Genomic DNA, 16,405 nt, shown 5'->3' with positions numbered 1-16,405 from the left:
CGTGCAGTGACGTACGCGAGGCGTGGATCCCGGTGGCCGCCGCCCAGCGCTTCGTAATCCGGAGCGGAATCCCTCAGGCGTGGGACGGGCGGGGAAGGCCGCCGGTGCCGGCCGCCCCCCCACCGGGCGCGCATCGCCTCATGAGCGCGTCCCGACCAGCAAGGATCGACCATGGCGTCCAGCCTGACGAAGGACTCGGTCACCCCGGGCACCCCCGGGTCCGAGAAGACCTTCTTCGGCCACCCCCGCGGACTGGCCACTCTCTTCATGACCGAGATGTGGGAGCGTTTCTCCTACTACGGCATGAGGGCTCTGCTCCCGCTGTACCTGGTGGCTCCCGGCGGTCTCGGCATGAACGCCGGCACCGCCACCGCGATCTACTCGGTGTACCTGTCGCTGGTGTACCTGCTGACGATGCCGGGCGGCTGGTTCGGTGACCGCGTCTGGGGTCCCCGCAAGACCGTCGCCGTCGCCGGCGGCGTGATCATGCTCGGCCACCTGACGCTGGCGCTGCCGTCCTCCGGCACGTTCTTCGCGGGCCTCGGCCTGGTCGCCATCGGCTCGGGTCTGCTGAAGGCCAACATCTCGACGATGGTCGGCCAGCTCTACAGCGGCCCCGACGACCCGCGCCGCGACGGTGGCTTCACCGTCTTCTACATGGGCATCAACCTCGGTGCCTTCGCGGCGCCGCTGATCATCGGCACCATCGGTGAGAACGTCAACTGGCACCTGGGCTTCGCACTCGCCGCGGTCGGCATGGGCCTGGGCGTCATCCAGTTCCTGATCGGCAGCCGCCACCTGGCCCCGCACTCCAGCGTCGTCCCGAAGCCGCTGTCGGCCGAGGAGAAGACCTCCACGCTGCGCAAGGCCGCGTTCTGGGCCGCGCTCGCCGTCGTCTTCTACGCGATCGTCGGCTTCTCCGGCGCCTACACCCTGAACTGGATCCTGGTCCCGCTGACGCTGCTCGGCGTGATCATCCCGGTACTGGTGCTGACCCGCATCAAGCGCGACAAGTCGCTGGACCGCGCCGAGCAGTCCAAGATGTCGGCGTACATCTGGTTCTTCGTCGCCGCGGCCATCTTCTGGATGATCTACGACCAGGGCGGTTCGACCCTGGCGATCTTCGCCGACTCCTCGACGAACACCAGCGTTCTCGGGTGGGACTTCCCGGTCTCCTGGTTCCAGTCGGTGAACCCGGTCATCATCATGGCCCTCGCCCCGGTCTTCGCCACGGTGTGGCTGGCGCTCGCCCGTCGCGGCAAGGAACCGAGCACGATCGTGAAGTTCTCGTTCGGCCTGGTGCTGGTCGGCGCGTCCTTCTTCCTCTTCCTGGCCCCGCTGGCCATCGCGGACGGCGGCCACAAGGCGGCCGCGCTGTGGCTGGTGGCGATCTACTTCGTCCAGACCTGCGGTGAGCTGATGCTCTCCCCGGTCGGCCTGTCGGTCACCACGAAGATGGCGCCGGTGAAGTACGCCTCGCAGATGATGGGCGTCTGGTTCCTGGCCGTCACCGCCGGTGACGCCACGACCGGCCTGCTCTCCATCGCCGGCGTCGACCTCAACAAGACGGGCATCGTCGCCGCGGAGGCCGCCCTGGCCGTCCTCGCCGGTGTCGCGATCTGGATGTACCGCAAGCGCGTCAAGGAACTCATGGGCGACGTCCGCTGAGGCCTGCCGGCCTGGCGTCATCGCTTGAGAAGGGTCATCGCATCCCTGGTGGGTGCGGTGGCCCTTCGGGCGTTTCCGGGGGCGCCGTTCGGGGCGGGTCCGAGCGGAGGGGGACGGTGGGCCGTGAGGCGCAGCGAGCAGGTCGTGGGCAGCCCGGAGGGCCGGGGCGGGCGCGAGAGGCGCGGGGATGGGGCGGGCGGGCCGGGGCGCGGCTCACTGGCTGGCTGCGGCCATGCGGGGGCAGGGACGGGGCCCGGCGGGGCCGGGGCGGGTGCAGGGTCGCTGGCGAGCGGAGCGGCGGGGCCGGGGACAGGGACAGGGCCACTGAAACCGGAGCGACAGAGCTACGCACACGAGCAATGCCACCGACACCATGGAGCGACAGAGCCAGACACAGGAGCAGGGCCGCTGGTTCCGGTGCGAGGGAGCCGACGCCGAGGCTGGGCAGGGCTGATGGAGCCGGAGCAACGAGCGGGCCCGACGAGGCCGGGGAAGGGACGGACGGCCGCGGGAGAGAGATCACCGGCGGATCGAGGCGGGGCTGAGCCCGGCGACGGGCACGGCCGGTGCGGCCGAGGCGGGCGTGGGAAAACCCCGGGATCGAAGGGCGGAGCCCCGGCGGCGGTCATCACTCGGCCGACCGAGGCGGGTGGACGGGCAGGCGGGCGGGCCGACAGGCGCTCGGCTCCGGCTGTCCCGGCGGGTGGACGGGCAGGCGAAGAAGCCGGACCCCGACGCCCGCTACCCCGGCGCCGCCAACTCCGCCCACACGCGCTTCCCGGCGACCCCCGGCGTGCGCACCACACCCCAGTCGAGGCACAACCGTTGCACGATGAACATGCCGTGGCCGCCGGGTCGCCCGGCCCGGTGCGGCGTGCGCGGCGCCGGCTGGCCGGTCCCCCGGTCGGAGACCTCCAGCCGGATCACCTTCTTCTCGCAGGCGATCCACAGCTCGTCCGGTCCCTCCGCGTGGAGGCACGCGTTGGTGACCAGCTCGGACACCACGAGCAGTACGTCCTCGGCGGCGGCCCGCTGGTCCGCGGTGGCGGAGGGCAGCCAACCCCAGGCGTACAGCGCCTGGCGGGTGAAGTCACGAGCGAGCGGGACCACCCCGCTCTGGTCGTCGAAGCTCAGCCGGCGTACCTGCCGGCCACCGCCGCCCGCGGCGGCACCCGCGACGGCCCCGGCGGACGGGGACGGCGAGGCCCCCCCGGACGCGCCGATCACGGCGGCCTGCCCCGCGGACACGCCCTCCTCGGGCCCCCCGGACCCGGGCGCGCCCCCCTCGGACACCCCGGAAGCGCCGCTGGGCTCCGGACCGCGGTCGCCCGGCGAGTAGGGCCGGGTGGTGCTCATCAGCGCTTCACCTCACCGATTCACCAGTTCACGTTTCAACATCGTTCGTCGTACACAGTCAGTTCAGGGAGTCTCCTGCCCGACCGGGCCGTTCGAACACCCCCGTATTCGACACGGAACTCGTGACGAGGCGCGAACGCCCGTCCCCACCCGTCCCTGAGAGCGCACGAAACCCGCCGCCGGCCGGACAAGGAGCGGGTCAGTCGGACGGGTCGGCCAGCGCGGCCTCGAGCGTGCCATGGAGGGTGAAGACCGCATCGGCCCCCGTGATCTCGAACACGCGAGCCACTACCGGCTGCATGGCCACCAGATGCACACCGCCCCCCGCGGCCTCCGCCTTCAACCGTGCGCCGAGCAGGACGTTGAGTCCCGTGGAGTCGCAGAACTCCAGGCGCGAGCAGTCGACGACGAGCCGGTTGAATCCCTTGGCGAGACAGTCCTCCAGCGGCTCGCGCAACAGATCGGCGGTGTGGTGATCCAACTCACCCGCCGGAGTCACGACGGCACTGGGGCCCTCTTCCCGCACCTCCACCAGTAGCCGGCCCGACTGGGCACTGCCGACCGTCCCGCGGTCCATGCCGTTTCTCTCTCCCGAGGTCGTGACTGCTTGCTGACGCCCTCGAACACTACGCCTTCTCATCGCACTCCGACACCCGAACAACCGCGCATAAACGGACATACCCACACAGAACACACTTGCGGTTGGCTCGGTAAACCCGGTAGGGCTAGTAGGACACGTCAACCGACACGGCCGGCTTTGGAGGCGCCGCACACCGCAGTGCACGTATTTGGCTTCGGCAGCCGTATGCCGAGAACGATGGAGGACATCATGTCACCCCGGCTCGACGGATCGCGTACCCAAGAAGCGACGTCGACACTCCCTCCGGAACATCTGGATCCCATCGAGCACCACGACGCGGTCGTCGAACACGACGACGACGCACTCGCCGGGCTTCCAAACATCCCCGCGTACGACGAGGTTGCTCCGGCGGACGCCCGGGCCCTGTCCAAGACCCTCTTCGAGCGATTCGAGTCGCTGGAGGAAGGCACCCACGAGTACGCGTACGTACGCAACACGCTCGTCGAGCTCAACCTCGCCCTGGTCAAGTTCGCCGCCTCCCGTTTCCGCTCGCGCAGCGAGCCCATGGAGGACATCATCCAGGTCGGCACCATCGGCCTGATCAAGGCGATCGACCGCTTCGAGCTGTCGCGCGGTGTGGAGTTCCCCACGTTCGCGATGCCGACCATCATCGGCGAGATCAAGCGCTTCTTCCGGGACACCTCGTGGTCCGTGCGCGTCCCGCGCCGCCTCCAGGAGCTGCGCCTCGACCTGGCCAAGGCCGGTGACGAGCTGGCACAGCGCCTCGACCGCGCCCCCACGGTGTCCGAGCTGGCCGAGCACCTCGGCCTGTCCAAGGACGAGGTCGTCGAGGGCATGGCCGCCTCCAACGCCTACACCGCCTCCTCCCTGGACGCCCAGCCCGAGGAGGACGACGCCGAGGGCGCGCTGGCCGACCGGATCGGTTACGAGGACCACGGCCTCGAGGGCATCGAGTACGTCGAGTCCCTGAAGCCGCTGATCGCCGAACTCCCCTCCCGGGACCGGAAGATCCTCTCCCTCCGCTTCGTCGCGGGCATGACCCAGTCGGAGATCGGCGAGGAACTCGGCATCTCCCAGATGCACGTCTCGCGCCTGCTGTCGCGGACACTCGTCAAGCTGCGCAAGGGGCTCACGGTCGAGGAGTAGTCCTCACCGGGTGACGCTTGCCCTCCAGGGGGGCGGTCCGAAGTCGGGCCGCCCGCCTTCGGGTTGTCGGCGCGGATCCGGCTCACGGCCCGGAACAGCCACCTGTCACCCGGGGGCAACTCTTCCCTCCCGGGTCCCGCTCCACCACTGTGAGCACCCTCCGAACTGGCCGGTACGTCAGCACCGGCGCAGCGGTGCGGCGTGGTACGCCGAGGGGTTCAGGGGCTCAGACGACCCGTACGCCTCGTCGCCACACCCCTCGGACCAGCGGGACACCCGGCCGGTAGGCCAGGTGGACGTGGCTCGGGGCGTCGAGGAGGGTCAGGTCGGCGTGGGCGCCCGGGGTCAGGCGGCCGATGTCGTCGCGGCGCAGGGCCGCGGCGCCGCCCGCGGTGGCCGACCAGACCGCCTCGTCCGGCGTCATCCCCATGTCCCGCACCGCGAGGGCGATGCAGAAGGGCACGGAGGACGTGAAGGAGGAACCCGGGTTGCAATCGGTGGACAGGGCGACGGTGGCGCCCGCGTCGAGCAGGCGGCGGGCATCGGGCCACCGGGCGCGGGTGGAGAACTCCGCGCCGGGCAGCAGCGTGGCGACGGTGCGGCTGTTCGCGAGGGCGTCGACGTCGGCGTCGGTGAGGTGGGTGCAGTGGTCGGCGCTGGCGGCGTCGAGTTCGACGGCGAGCTGCACCCCGGGGCCGTAGGAGAGCTGGTTGGCGTGGATGCGGGGGTGCAGGCCCCTCGCCCTGCCCGCGGTGAGGATCGCGCGGGCCTGGTCGCCGTCGAAGGCGCCCTTCTCGCAGAAGACGTCGATCCAGCGGGCGTGCGGGGCGCAGGCGTCGAGCATCTCGCCGGTGACGAGCGCGACGTAGGCGGCGGGGTCGTCGGCCAGCTCGGGCGCGACGATGTGGGCGCCGAGGAACGTCACCTCGTCGGTGTGGCGGGCGGCGACGCGCAGGGCGCGCGACTCGTCCGCGGTGGTCAGTCCGTAACCGGACTTCGTCTCGAAGGTCGTGGTGCCCTGGCGCAGAGCCTCCTCGAGGTAACGGGTGAGGCCCGCCTCCAGTTCCGCGTCGCTCGCGGCGCGGGTGGCGGCCACGGTGGTGCGGATGCCGCCGGCGCTGTAGGGGCGGCCGGACATGCGGGCGTTGAACTCCTCGGTGCGGTCGCCGCCGAAGAGGAGGTGGGAGTGGGAGTCGACGAAGCCGGGGAGGACAGCCCGGCCGCCGGCGTCGACCCGATTGTCAGTGGCGGGTGCTTTGCTTGATTCACCGGTCCACGCGACGCGGTCGCCGTCGATGACGACGGCCGCGTCCCGGACCAGTCCGAGGGGGGAGTTGTCACCGAGGGAGGGGTCGCTGGTGACGAGTGCGGCGATGTTGGTGATGACGGTGCTGCTGCTCATGGTGTCCGTGACGTCCTCGTGGGGGCGGGAGCGGGCGTTCGTTACTGGGCGCGCAGGGCTGCCACGGCCCGCGCGAGGGCCTGGGGCACATCGGGTACGAGGGTGTGGACCCCGTCGCGCACGACGTGCCGTCCGCCCACGACCGTGTGCCGTACGTCCGCTGCGGTCGCCGCGAATACGGCCGTCTCGGCGCCGAGTCTGGGCAATGGCCCCGCTGTTCTGACCGAGTCGAGGGCGACGGTCGCGAGATCGGCGCGGGCGCCGGGCTCGATGGTGCCGGCGTCCTCCCAGCCGAGGGCGGCGTGGCCGTCGGCGCACGCGGCGCGCAGCAAGGCCGCGGCGGTCCAGTGGCCGCGGGTGCGGGTGCGCAGGCGCTCGTTCAGCTCCATGGCGCGCGCCTCTTCCAGCAGGTCGACGACGGCGTGGCTGTCGGAGCCGAGGGAGAGCGGGGAGCCCGCCCGCTGGAGGGCGCCCGCCGAGCCGATGCCGTCGGCCAGGTCCCGTTCCGTGGTCGGGCACATGCAGGTGCCGGTGCGGCTGCCGCCGAGCAGGGCGATGTCCTCGTCGGTGAGGTGGGTGTTGTGGACGCCGGTGGTGCGGGGTCCGAGGACTCCGTGGTCGGCGAGGAGCCGGGTGGGGGTGCAGCCGTGGGCGTCGCGGCAGGCGTCGTTCTCGGCGGTCTGCTCGGACAGGTGCACGTGAAGCGGGGCCCGCCGCGCCTCGGCCCAGTGCGCGACGGTCGCCAACTGGTCGGCGGGCACGGCCCGTACGGAGTGGATCGCCGCCCCGATCCGTGCGTGATCCCGTTCCTTGAGAACTGAACAGCGTTGCGCCCAGGCGTCCGCCGTCCCGTCGGAGAAGCGGAGCTGGTGGGGGTTCGGGGGCTGTCCGAAGCCGGAGGACAGGTAGCAGGTGTCGAGGAGGGTGATGCGGATGCCGGCGTCGGCGGCGGCCTGGATCAGGGCCTCCCCCATGGCGTTGGGGTGGGCGTAGGGGGTGCCGCCGGGGGTGTGGTGGACGTAGTGGAACTCGCCGACGGTGGTGATGCCGGCCAGGGCCATCTCGGCGTACACCGCGCGGGCGAGGTCGAGGTAGGTCTCCGGGGTCAGCCGGTCGGCGACGGAGTACATGACCTCGCGCCAGGTCCAGAAGGTGCCGCTGCCGACCTGGACGGTGCCGCGCAGGGCGCGGTGGAAGGCGTGACTGTGGGCGTTGGCCAGCCCGGGGAGGGTCAGTCCGCGCAGGATCTCGGCGCCCGGGGGCGGGGCGGGGACGTCCGTGCGGACGGCGGCGATGCGGCCGTCGCCCACGTCCACGGCGACGCCCGGCTCGACATGGGTGCCGAGCCAGGCGTGCTCCAGCCAGTACGTCCGGGTCCGGTCGGTGGTCGTCATGTGCGGGCCAGCCCTTCCAGTACGTCGGCGAGCGCGCTCACCCCGGCCACGCAGTCGTCCTCGGTGGCGTGCTCGGCCGGTGAGTGCGAGACGCCGGTGGGGTTGCGTACGAACAGCATGGCGGTCGGGACGCGTCCGGAGAGGATCCCGGCGTCGTGTCCGGCGCCGGTGCCGAGGACGGGGACCCTCAGCTCCGTGTCGCTGCTCAGGATGAGGGCGAGTTCGTCGCGCAGGGCGTGGTCGAACTCGACGACGGGAGTGAAGGACTCGCGCTCGACGGTGAGGTCGACGCCGTGGGCGGCGGCGTACTCGCGGGCCGCCTTCTCGATGGCGGTCACCACGGTGTCCAGGCTCGCCTGGTCGGCGGCTCGGGAGTCGAGCCAGCCCCGGACGAGGGACGGGATGGCGTTGACGCCGTTGGGCTCGACCGCGATCTTGCCGAAGGTGGCCACGGCACCGGCGAGTTCGGCCTCGCGGCGGGCGGCGAGGACGGTTTCGGCGTAGGACGGCATGGGGTCGCGGCGGTCGGCGAGGCGGGTGGTCCCGGCGTGGTTGGCCTCGCCGCGGAAGTCGAAGCGCCAGCGTCCGTGCGGCCAGATGGCGGACGCGATGCCGACGCGGTCGCCGGACAGGTCGAGGGCCCGGCCCTGTTCGACGTGGAGTTCGACGAAGGCGCCGATGCGGGCGAGCCGTTCGGGGTCGGGACCGATGCCCTCCGGGTCGTACCCGGCGGCCTCCATGGCCTGCGGGAGCGTGACGCCGTCGCCGTCGGTCAGGCGGTGGGCCTGTTCGACGGTGAGCGCGCCCGCGGTGAGCCGGGAGCCGACGCAGGCGAGGCCGAAGCGGGCGCCCTCCTCGTCTCCGAAGTTGACGATGCCCAGCGGCCTGGTGAGCCGCGCTCCCCTGCCGCGAAGTTCGTCCAGGGCCGCGAAGGCGGAGACGACGCCGAGGGGGCCGTCGAAGGCGCCGCCGTCGGGCACGGAGTCCAGATGGGAGCCGGTGACGACGGCGTTCCCGGCGGCCGGGTCGCCGAGCCAGGCCCACTGGTTGCCGTTGCGGTCGACCTCGTAGGCCAGCCCGCGGGCCTCGGCCTGCTGCCGGAACCAGGCCCGGCAGTCGGCGTCGGCCCCCGTCCAGGCGTAGCGCCGGTAGCCGCCCGAGGCGGAGCTGCGGCCCACCGGCAGCAGCTCCGCCCACATGCTGTGGAAGCTCACGCGTCGCCGCCCTCGCGCATCGGCACCCGCACGCCCCGCTCCCCGGCGACGGACTCCGCGATGTCGTAGCCGGCGTCGACGTGCCGGATGACGCCCATGCCGGGGTCGTTGGTGAGGACCCGGCGGATCTTCTCGCCGGCGAGCGCGGTGCCGTCGGCGACGGTGACCTGCCCGGCGTGGATGGAGCGGCCCATGCCGACGCCGCCGCCGTGGTGGAGGGAGACCCAGGAGGCGCCGGAGGCGACGTTGACCATGGCGTTGAGCAGCGGCCAGTCGGCGATGGCGTCGGAGCCGTCGAGCATCGCCTCGGTCTCGCGGTAGGGGGAGGCGACGGAGCCGCAGTCGAGGTGGTCGCGGCCGATGACGATCGGCGCGGCCAGCTCTCCGCTCGCGACCATGTCGTTGAACCGCTCGCCGGCCCTGTCGCGCTCGCCGTAACCGAGCCAGCAGATGCGGGCGGGCAGGCCCTGGAAGTGGACGCGCTCACCGGCCATCTTGATCCAGCGGGCCAGCGACTCGTTCTCCGGGAAGAGGTCGAGGATCGCCTTGTCGGTCCTGGCGATGTCGGCGGGGTCGCCGGAGAGGGCGGCCCAGCGGAAGGGCCCCTTGCCCTCGCAGAAGAGCGGGCGGATGTACGCCGGTACGAAGCCCGGGAAGGCGAAGGCGCGGTCGTATCCGGCGAGCTGGGCCTCGCCCCGGATGGAGTTGCCGTAGTCGAAGACCTCGGCGCCGGCGTCCTGGAAGCCGACCATGGCCTCGACGTGCCGGGCCATGGACTCGCGGGCGCGGGTGGTGAAGCCGGCCGGGTCCTTGGCGGCGGCGTCGGCCATGTCCGCGAAGGCGATCCCGGTGGGCAGGTAGGCCAGGGGGTCGTGGGCCGAGGTCTGGTCGGTGACGATGTCGATGGGGGCGCCCATGGCGAGCAACTGCGGGACCAGCTCGGCGGCGTTGCCGAGGACGCCGATGGACAGCGGCTTGCGCCGGTCGCGGGCCTCGGTGGCGAGCTGGAGGGCGTGGTCGAGGGAGTCGGCCTTGACGTCGAGGTAGCGGTGCTCGATGCGGCGGTCGATGGCGCGCGGGTCGCAGTCGACGCAGATGGCGACGCCGTCGTTCATCGTCACGGCCAGTGGCTGGGCGCCGCCCATGCCGCCGAGGCCGGCGGTGAGGGTGATGGTCCCGGCGAGGGTGCCGCCGAACTTCTTGGCGGCGACGGCGGCGAAGGTCTCGTAGGTGCCCTGGAGGATGCCCTGGGTGCCGATGTAGATCCAGGAGCCGGCCGTCATCTGGCCGTACATGGTGAGGCCGAGGGCCTCCAGGCGGCGGAACTCCTCCCAGTTGGCCCAGTCGCCGACCAGGTTGGAGTTGGCGATGAGGACGCGCGGGGCCCACTCATGGGTCTGCATGACGCCGACGGGGCGGCCGGACTGGACGAGCATCGTCTCGTCCTGCTTGAGGGTCTCCAGGGTGCGGACCATCGCGTCGAACGAGCGCCAGTCGCGGGCGGCCTTGCCGGTGCCGCCGTAGACGACGAGTTTGTCCGGGTGCTCGGCGACCTCCGGGTCCAGGTTGTTCTGGAGCATCCGCAGGGCGGCCTCCTGCTGCCAGCCCAGGGCGCTCGGCGTCGTACCGCGTGGCGCGCGGACAGGGCGGGGTCCGGACATGTTCTGCCTCCTGGTGGCTTGCTCCCGGCGGATTGTTACTTCGGATATTCACATCCTCGCCTTGTGAATAGAACTAGTCAATACGTTCGTGTCCCGGCACGGGCGCGTCGCGGGTGTTTGGCTGGATGTACTGGATGTGTGTGCGAGCAGCGAGGGGACGGAGGATCACGTGGGCGACGGCACGGACAGGAGCGGGGATGTCGGCGGCACCGAGGAGCAGCGGGCCGCGCGGCGGGACGATGCGGTACGGGCGGCCGTGGAGCAGGGCCTGCTGGGGCCCGACACCCCGATCGTCGGGTTGCTGGACGTCGCGGGCATCCGGGAGTCGGCGGCGGCGCTGCGGTCGGCGTTCGACGCGGTGACGGCGCCCGGGACGCCGGTGCTGCACGCCTTCGCGGTGAAGGCGACGCCCCTGGTCCCGGTGCTGCGGCTGCTGCACGAGGAGGGTGTCGGCGCCGAGGTCGCGAGCCCGGGCGAGCTGGCCCTGGCCCGGGCGGCCGGGGTGCCCCCGGAGCGGACGGTGCTGGACTCGCCCGCCAAGACGCCGGGCGAGCTGCGCGAGGCGTTGGCGCTGGGCATCGCGGTCAACGCGGACAACCCGCAGGAGCTGGCGCGCATCGACGCGCTGATGGCCGGGCGGACGAGTGGCTCCCCGCTGGGCATCCGGGTCAACCCGCAGGTCGGCGGCGGTTCCATCGAGGCGCTGTCGACGGCGACGGCGACCTCGAAGTTCGGGGTGGCGCTGCGCGACGAGGGCGCCCGCGAGTGGGTGGTGCGGGCGTACCTGGACCGGCCCTGGCTGACCCGGCTGCACGCGCACACCGGCTCCCAGGGCATTCCGCTGACGCTGATGGCCGAGGGCGTGGCCGAGACGTACGCGCTCGCCGAAGAGATCAACGAGCGGGCCGGGCGCAGGCAGGTCGACACCCTCGACATCGGCGGCGGACTGCCGGTGAACTTCTCCTCGGACGAGACGACCCCGACCTACGCCGAGTACGCGCGCGCGCTGCGCGACGCGGTGCCTGGACTCTTCGACGGGCGGTACGGGCTGGTCACCGAGTTCGGGCGGTCGCTGCTGGCCAAGCACGGCACGGTGGTGGCACGCGTCGAGTACGCCAAGAGCGCGGGGGGCCGGCCGGTCGCGGTGACGCACGCGGGCGTCCAGGTCGCCACGCGGACGGTGTACGCGCCCGGGGCGTGGCCGCTGCGGATCGCCGCGTACGACGGCAAGGGGCTGCCGAAGGCGGGGGCGGACGTGGTGCAGGACGTGGCGGGGCCGGCGTGCTTCGCGGGCGACCTCCTGGCGACGGGGCGTGCGCTGCCGCTGCTGGAGCAGGGGGACTACGCGGCGGCGCTGGACACGGGGGCGTACTACTTCGCGCACCACTACGCGTACAACTCGCTGGCGCGTCCCGGGGTGTACGGGTTCGTGACCGGCGGCCCCGAGGGTGTCGGCTTCGCGACCGTGCGGGAGCCCCAGGCGGTGGAGGAGATCGTGGCCGAGGCGGGAGGAGCCCACGTCGACGCGCTGACGTCGGCGCGGCGGGCGGCCCGGTAGCCGCCCGCCGGCACGTCGCGGCAGGCCGCGCTCACCCGCACGTTCCCCGAGGGACACCGCCCCGCGCCCCTCGCGGGGCGCCGTGCCGGCCGCCCGGTCAGACCAGCGCCGCCGCCTTCCGCCGCGCCCCGCCCGGGGCCGCGTCGCCCGCCGCGATGCCCGTGCTGCGGTAGGCCCTGACCGCCTTCCCCGCCGGGCGGCCGGCGCCCCGGACGAGCCAGTCGACGCGGACCCACAGGAGGGCCTCCCCGGCCTGTTCGCGGCGGCCGATCCAGGCGGACTTCAGCCACAGGCCCACGCCGCAGCCGGCCATCAGCAGTCCGGCGGCGGCGGGGACGGCGAAGCCGCTGCCCAGGGCGGCGAGGAAGGCGAGGAGCAGCCACCAGCGATGTCCCCGGCGCCAGTTGCGCACGGTCACCGCGCGGTCCTGGAGCACGTCGTGCCTGCCCGCGCGGGCGGCCGAGCCGGCCAGGGCGGTGTACCGCTTGCGGCGTGCGGTGGCGACGACGGCCGCCGCGACGACGAACAGCGCGGCGCCGGCGAGGACACCGATCCGACGTCCGGTCAGCCCCGGCACCAGCACCCCGATGCCCGCCGCGAACACGCCCAGCCACCACAACGGCGCCGCTCCCGCCCGTACGACGACGGCGACCCGAGCCAGCCCTTGTCCTCCGCGCGCCACGTCCGGCCTCCTGTCCCGTTCTGCTGTCTGCGATGCGTCTGAAGGGGTGTGCGGCGACGCAGATTAGCGGCGAAAGCTGAGACGAGTCTGAGAACACGGCCGCCGGCGCGGGCTCCGCGCCTCCACACCCCCGCGCCTCACGCCTCCATGTGGCTCAGTCGACGAAGAGCCCCCGCGCCGCCGCCTTCGCGTCGAACTCCTCCAACCGCGCCTGGGCGTCCGGCAGGTCGTCGCACATGCTCTCCAGCAGCACCCGGCCGAGCAGCATCGGCGCGCAGGCGGTGTCGAAGGCGAGCCCGGTGCCGACAGCGGCGGGCAGCAGCAGGTCGGACACCTTGGCGACCGGCGCGAAGGCCGAGTCGGCGACGGTCACCACCGTCAGCCCCGCCCCCCTCGCGTGGGCCAGCGCGTCGACGACCTCGCGCGGGTGACGTGGCAGGGCGAAACAGAGGAGGGCGCTCGCCCCGGCCCGGACGGCGGCGTCGATGCGGTCGTGGAGCATCGTGCCGCCCTCGTCAAGGAGCCGGACGTCCGCGTGGACCTTGGCGGCGAAGTAGGCGAATCCGCGCGCCTGAGCCGCCGCCGCCCGCAGCCCGAGCACCGGCAGAGGCCGGCTCGCGGCGAGGGTCCGGCCCGCCTCCCGCACCGGCCCGGGGTCGGCGAGCGCCTCCGCCAGATGACGCAGGTTCTCGATCTCGGCCTCGACGGCCTGCTGGTACTCGTTGCAGGAGCCGGACTCCGCCACCGGTTCGGCAGGGGCCACCTCCCGAAGGTGGCGGCGCAGAGCCGGGTAGCCGTCGAAGCCGAGGGCGACGGCGAAACGGGTCACGGACGGCTGGCTGACCCCTGCCAGCTCGGCCAGCTCCACGCTGGACAGGAAGGGCACCTCGGAGGCGCGGCGCACCATGCTGTGCGCGATGCGTCGCTGGGTCGGCGTCAGCCGGTGCCCCTCGAACAGCGCCTGCAGCCGCACGGCCGGGCTGTCGGTGCCGTTGCCACCGGTGCCGCTGGTCCCGCTCATGAGGTGCTCCCCCTCGCCCTATTTCATCCTATTCAGGTGCCCCGATTCCTGCATACCGTTATACAGCTATACAGCGAGGCGGCGTCCGGCCCGACGTGCGGCGCCCCCTCCTGCCCGCCCCCGCCGGAAAACGGGGGCTAACCCCACTGCCGCCGGCGCCCCGGCTCCCTACCGTGGGGGCATGACCGGATTCGACGGGCGGGACACCGACCTCAAGAAGGAACTCGACGCCACCCTGCGCACCCGCAGGGAGCTCGGGGAGGAGTACGAGTCCGCGCTGGTCGACTCGTTCCTGGAGAAGGTCGACCAGCGCATCGACGGAGCGGTCGAACGCCGGGTGCGGCGGCAGTTGGCCGAGCAGCAGATGGCGACGGCCCGCGACAGCCGGTCGCCGAGGCCGACGGACTCCTTCGGGGAGCGTTTCGGCTTCGGCATCGTCTCGCTGGTGCTCGCGGTCCCGCTGTCCGCGATCGGCGGCGGCGTCGCCGACCTCCCCGGGCTGCTGGTCGCCTGGGCCGGCATCGTCGGGGTCAACGTCGTCCAGGCCGCACGGACCAACCCGGGTATGTTCTCGGGCCGCCGCCGCGCCGACAGCAAGGGCGACACCTGGGACGACTGAGGTCCTCCGCTTCCTTCGCGCGCTCAGGGAGGGAATCCCCGACCACCTTGCGGCGACAGGCTTGACGGTTCCACCCGCCCTGCGACCGCGCCTTCCGGGGCCGGGACCTCCACGATGACGTTGCCGATCGGTACAGGTGCAGTGTTCCGGGCCGCGTTCCACCCGGCGTTTCCGGTCCATCCGCAGTCCGGTTTCTTGCACGCGAACAGTGCTGACCCGCGCTTCAGTGCGGGTCACGCCCATTTCGGGATGGCCTTCACCATCCGGCCCGAAGGCCGGAGCACTGACCGAGACCGCAGGTAGAGGCCCGAGGACCTGAAACGGGCCGAGGGGCCCGAGTGCCCGGAGAAGACTGCGCGGGGACCGCCGCACCCCCATCACTGGGGGGCGGGACGACGGCGGTCCCCGCGGTGGACGCGCGCGGTGTCGGGCCTCGCGGCCGGGCGGCGCGTCCGTGGCGTCCTTGGAGGTCCGGGAGCCGCTCCGGAAGGTCCGTGACGCCGTACGGCGCCGGCGGGACCGGGGAGCCGCTCCCGTTCCCTGCCGACACCCACTACTGTGCCGGTCCCGTGTTAAGCCACTGCTGCGTGAACATGTCGCGCACGTACCACTTCCGCGAAGTCCACGAAGATCACCGAACAGGCCGGGCCGACACCCGGAACCGACCGTTCACCGTGCGGCCACCACCGGTTCTCAGTTCCCCTTGGCCAGGAAGGACAGCAGGTCCTGACGGCTCACCACACCGGTCGGCTTGCCCTCGACGAGCACGATCGCCGCGTCGGCCGCGCCGAGCACCGACATCAGGTCGGCGACGGGCTCGCCGGAGCCGACCTGCGGCAGCGGGGAGGACATGTGCTTCTCCAGCGGGTCCTCCAGTGAGGCCCGCTTGGCGAACAGGGCGTCCAGCAGTTCGCGTTCCACTACCGAGCCGACGACCTCGGCGGCCATCACGTCCGGGTGGCCGGCGCCGGGCTTGACGATCGGCATCTGCGAGACGCCGTACTCGCGCAGCACCTCGATGGCCTGGCCGACGGTCTCGTCCGGGTGCATGTGGACCAGGGAGGGGATGTGACCGCCCTCCTTGTGGTTCAGGACGTCGGCGACGCGGGCGCTCGGGCCGGCGTCCTCCAGGAAGCCGTAGTCGGCCATCCACTCGTCGTTGAAGATCTTGCTGAGGTAGCCGCGCCCGCTGTCCGGCAGGAGTACGACCACCACGTCGTCCTCGCCGAGCCGCTCGGCCACCTCCAGCGCCGCGACGACCGCCATGCCGCAGGAGCCGCCCACCAGCAGGCCCTCCTCCTTGGCGAGACGGCGGGTCATCTGGAAGGAGTCCTTGTCGGAGACGGCAACGATCTCGTCCGCGACGTCACGGTCGTACGCCGTCGGCCAGAAGTCCTCACCGACGCCCTCGACGAGGTACGGGCGTCCGGATCCGCCCGAGTAGACCGAGCCCTCGGGGTCCGCGCCGATCACCTTGACCGCGCCGTCGCTGACCTCCTTCAGGTACCGGCCGGTGCCGGAGATGGTGCCGCCGGTGCCGACGCCCGCGACGAAGTGAGTGATCTCCCCCTCCGTCTGCTCCCACAGCTCTGGACCGGTGGAGTGGTAGTGGGAGAGCGGGTTGTGCGGGTTGGAGTACTGGTCCGGCTTCCAGGCACCCGGCGTCTCGCGGACCAGGCGGTCGGAGACGTTGTAGTAGGAGTCCGGGTGCTCGGGGTCGACCGCCGTGGGGCAGACGACGACCTCGGCGCCGTACGCGCGCAGCACGTTGATCTTGTCGGTGGACACCTTGTCAGGGCAGACGAAGATGCACTTGTAGCCCTTCTGCTGGGCCACGATCGCCAGGCCCACGCCCGTGTTGCCGCTGGTCGGCTCGACGATCGTGCCGCCGGGCTTCAGCTCTCCGCTCCGCTCCGCGGCCTCGATCATGCGCAGGGCGATGCGGTCCTTCACCGAGCCGCCCGGATTGAAGTACTCGACCTTGGCCAGGACGGTGGCCCTGATGCCCTTGGTCACGCTGTTGAGCCGCACCAGCGGGGTGTTGCCGACGAGGCTGATCATCGAGTCGTGGAATTGCACCGTG

General features: G+C 72.3%; 13 protein-coding genes. 4 read left to right on the top strand and 9 right to left on the bottom strand.

Annotation, left to right across the window (positions count from 1 at the left end):
- Positions 1–171: 171 nt before the first annotated feature.
- A complete protein-coding gene (locus IE142_RS17665) occupies positions 172–1,668 on the top strand; it encodes an oligopeptide:H+ symporter (protein ID WP_191886652.1) in 1,497 nt (498 codons plus the stop codon).
- 741 nt (positions 1,669–2,409) lie between these two features.
- Here the strand turns inward: IE142_RS17665 and IE142_RS17660 are convergent.
- Both IE142_RS17660 and IE142_RS17655 read right to left on the bottom strand, forming a co-directional pair.
- Entirely contained in the window at positions 2,410–3,024 is a 615-nt protein-coding gene (locus IE142_RS17660) for an ATP-binding protein (RefSeq protein WP_191886651.1), read from the bottom strand.
- 199 nt (positions 3,025–3,223) lie between these two features.
- Positions 3,224–3,601 carry an STAS domain-containing protein gene (locus tag IE142_RS17655; RefSeq protein WP_191886650.1) on the bottom strand — a complete coding sequence of 126 codons (378 nt, stop codon included), beginning with the start codon at positions 3,599–3,601 and terminating at the stop codon, positions 3,224–3,226.
- 240 nt (positions 3,602–3,841) lie between these two features.
- On the opposite strand from IE142_RS17655, the gene IE142_RS17650 reads away from it, so the two are divergent.
- Positions 3,842–4,771 carry an RNA polymerase sigma factor SigF gene (locus tag IE142_RS17650; RefSeq protein WP_229830623.1) on the top strand — a complete coding sequence of 310 codons (930 nt, stop codon included), beginning with the start codon at positions 3,842–3,844 and terminating at the stop codon, positions 4,769–4,771.
- Between the two features lie 226 nt (positions 4,772–4,997).
- Here IE142_RS17650 and hutI read toward each other — a convergent pair whose 3' ends face one another.
- Genes hutI through hutU form a run of 4 tightly spaced genes read right to left on the bottom strand, consistent with a single transcriptional unit; the run spans position 4,998 to position 10,442 of the window.
- Positions 4,998–6,173 (bottom strand): imidazolonepropionase, encoded by a 1,176-nt coding sequence (hutI, locus tag IE142_RS17645; protein WP_191886649.1) that lies wholly within the window; start codon positions 6,171–6,173, stop codon positions 4,998–5,000.
- 41 nt (positions 6,174–6,214) lie between these two features.
- Positions 6,215–7,567, bottom strand: coding sequence for a formimidoylglutamate deiminase (locus IE142_RS17640; RefSeq protein WP_191886648.1), 1,353 nt, complete (start codon positions 7,565–7,567; stop codon positions 6,215–6,217).
- Positions 7,564–8,781 carry an allantoate amidohydrolase gene (locus tag IE142_RS17635; protein WP_191886647.1) on the bottom strand — a complete coding sequence of 406 codons (1,218 nt, stop codon included), beginning with the start codon at positions 8,779–8,781 and terminating at the stop codon, positions 7,564–7,566. The genes IE142_RS17640 and IE142_RS17635 overlap by 4 nt, the downstream gene beginning before the upstream one ends.
- Positions 8,778–10,442 carry a urocanate hydratase gene (gene hutU, locus IE142_RS17630; RefSeq protein WP_191886646.1) on the bottom strand — a complete coding sequence of 555 codons (1,665 nt, stop codon included), beginning with the start codon at positions 10,440–10,442 and terminating at the stop codon, positions 8,778–8,780. The genes IE142_RS17635 and hutU overlap by 4 nt, the downstream gene beginning before the upstream one ends.
- A 169-nt stretch (positions 10,443–10,611) precedes the next feature.
- Here hutU and IE142_RS17625 point away from each other — a divergent pair, with 169 nt between their 5' ends.
- The gene (locus IE142_RS17625; protein WP_191886645.1) at positions 10,612–12,000 is read left to right on the top strand and encodes a type III PLP-dependent enzyme domain-containing protein; all 1,389 of its coding nucleotides are present in this window, start codon (positions 10,612–10,614) and stop codon (positions 11,998–12,000) included.
- Between the two features lie 97 nt (positions 12,001–12,097).
- Here IE142_RS17625 and IE142_RS17620 read toward each other — a convergent pair whose 3' ends face one another.
- Both IE142_RS17620 and IE142_RS17615 read right to left on the bottom strand, forming a co-directional pair.
- The gene (locus IE142_RS17620; RefSeq protein WP_191886644.1) at positions 12,098–12,682 is read right to left on the bottom strand and encodes a hypothetical protein; all 585 of its coding nucleotides are present in this window, start codon (positions 12,680–12,682) and stop codon (positions 12,098–12,100) included.
- Positions 12,683–12,836: 154 nt separating this feature from the next.
- The gene (locus IE142_RS17615; protein WP_191886643.1) at positions 12,837–13,703 is read right to left on the bottom strand and encodes a MurR/RpiR family transcriptional regulator; all 867 of its coding nucleotides are present in this window, start codon (positions 13,701–13,703) and stop codon (positions 12,837–12,839) included.
- Positions 13,704–13,884: 181 nt separating this feature from the next.
- On the opposite strand from IE142_RS17615, the gene IE142_RS17610 reads away from it, so the two are divergent.
- Positions 13,885–14,322: a hypothetical protein gene (locus tag IE142_RS17610; protein WP_191886642.1), complete on the top strand. Its 438-nt coding sequence runs from the start codon at positions 13,885–13,887 to the stop codon at positions 14,320–14,322.
- Positions 14,323–15,015: 693 nt separating this feature from the next.
- On the opposite strand, the gene IE142_RS17605 is transcribed toward IE142_RS17610, so the two are convergent.
- Entirely contained in the window at positions 15,016–16,401 is a 1,386-nt protein-coding gene (locus tag IE142_RS17605) for a cystathionine beta-synthase (protein WP_191886641.1), read from the bottom strand.
- Between the last annotated feature and the right edge of the window lie 4 nt (positions 16,402–16,405).

Source organism: Streptomyces mutabilis, from assembly GCF_014649815.1.
Lineage (GTDB): Bacteria > Actinomycetota > Actinomycetes > Streptomycetales > Streptomycetaceae > Streptomyces > Streptomyces mutabilis.
The sequence above is the reverse complement of the archived record's forward strand: the minus strand, read 5'-3'. Positions and strand labels throughout refer to the sequence as shown.

Coding starts and splice junctions, on each gene's coding strand:
- IE142_RS17665 (WP_191886652.1), top strand. CDS start 172: ATGGCGTCCAGCCTGACGAAGGACTCGGTCACCCCGGGCACCCCCGGG.
- IE142_RS17660 (WP_191886651.1), bottom strand. CDS start 3,024: ATGAGCACCACCCGGCCCTACTCGCCGGGCGACCGCGGTCCGGAGCCC.
- IE142_RS17655 (WP_191886650.1), bottom strand. CDS start 3,601: ATGGACCGCGGGACGGTCGGCAGTGCCCAGTCGGGCCGGCTACTGGTG.
- IE142_RS17650 (WP_229830623.1), top strand. CDS start 3,842: ATGGAGGACATCATGTCACCCCGGCTCGACGGATCGCGTACCCAAGAA.
- hutI (WP_191886649.1), bottom strand. CDS start 6,173: ATGAGCAGCAGCACCGTCATCACCAACATCGCCGCACTCGTCACCAGC.
- IE142_RS17640 (WP_191886648.1), bottom strand. CDS start 7,567: ATGACGACCACCGACCGGACCCGGACGTACTGGCTGGAGCACGCCTGG.
- hutU (WP_191886646.1), bottom strand. CDS start 10,442: ATGTCCGGACCCCGCCCTGTCCGCGCGCCACGCGGTACGACGCCGAGC.
- IE142_RS17615 (WP_191886643.1), bottom strand. CDS start 13,703: ATGAGCGGGACCAGCGGCACCGGTGGCAACGGCACCGACAGCCCGGCC.
- IE142_RS17610 (WP_191886642.1), top strand. CDS start 13,885: ATGACCGGATTCGACGGGCGGGACACCGACCTCAAGAAGGAACTCGAC.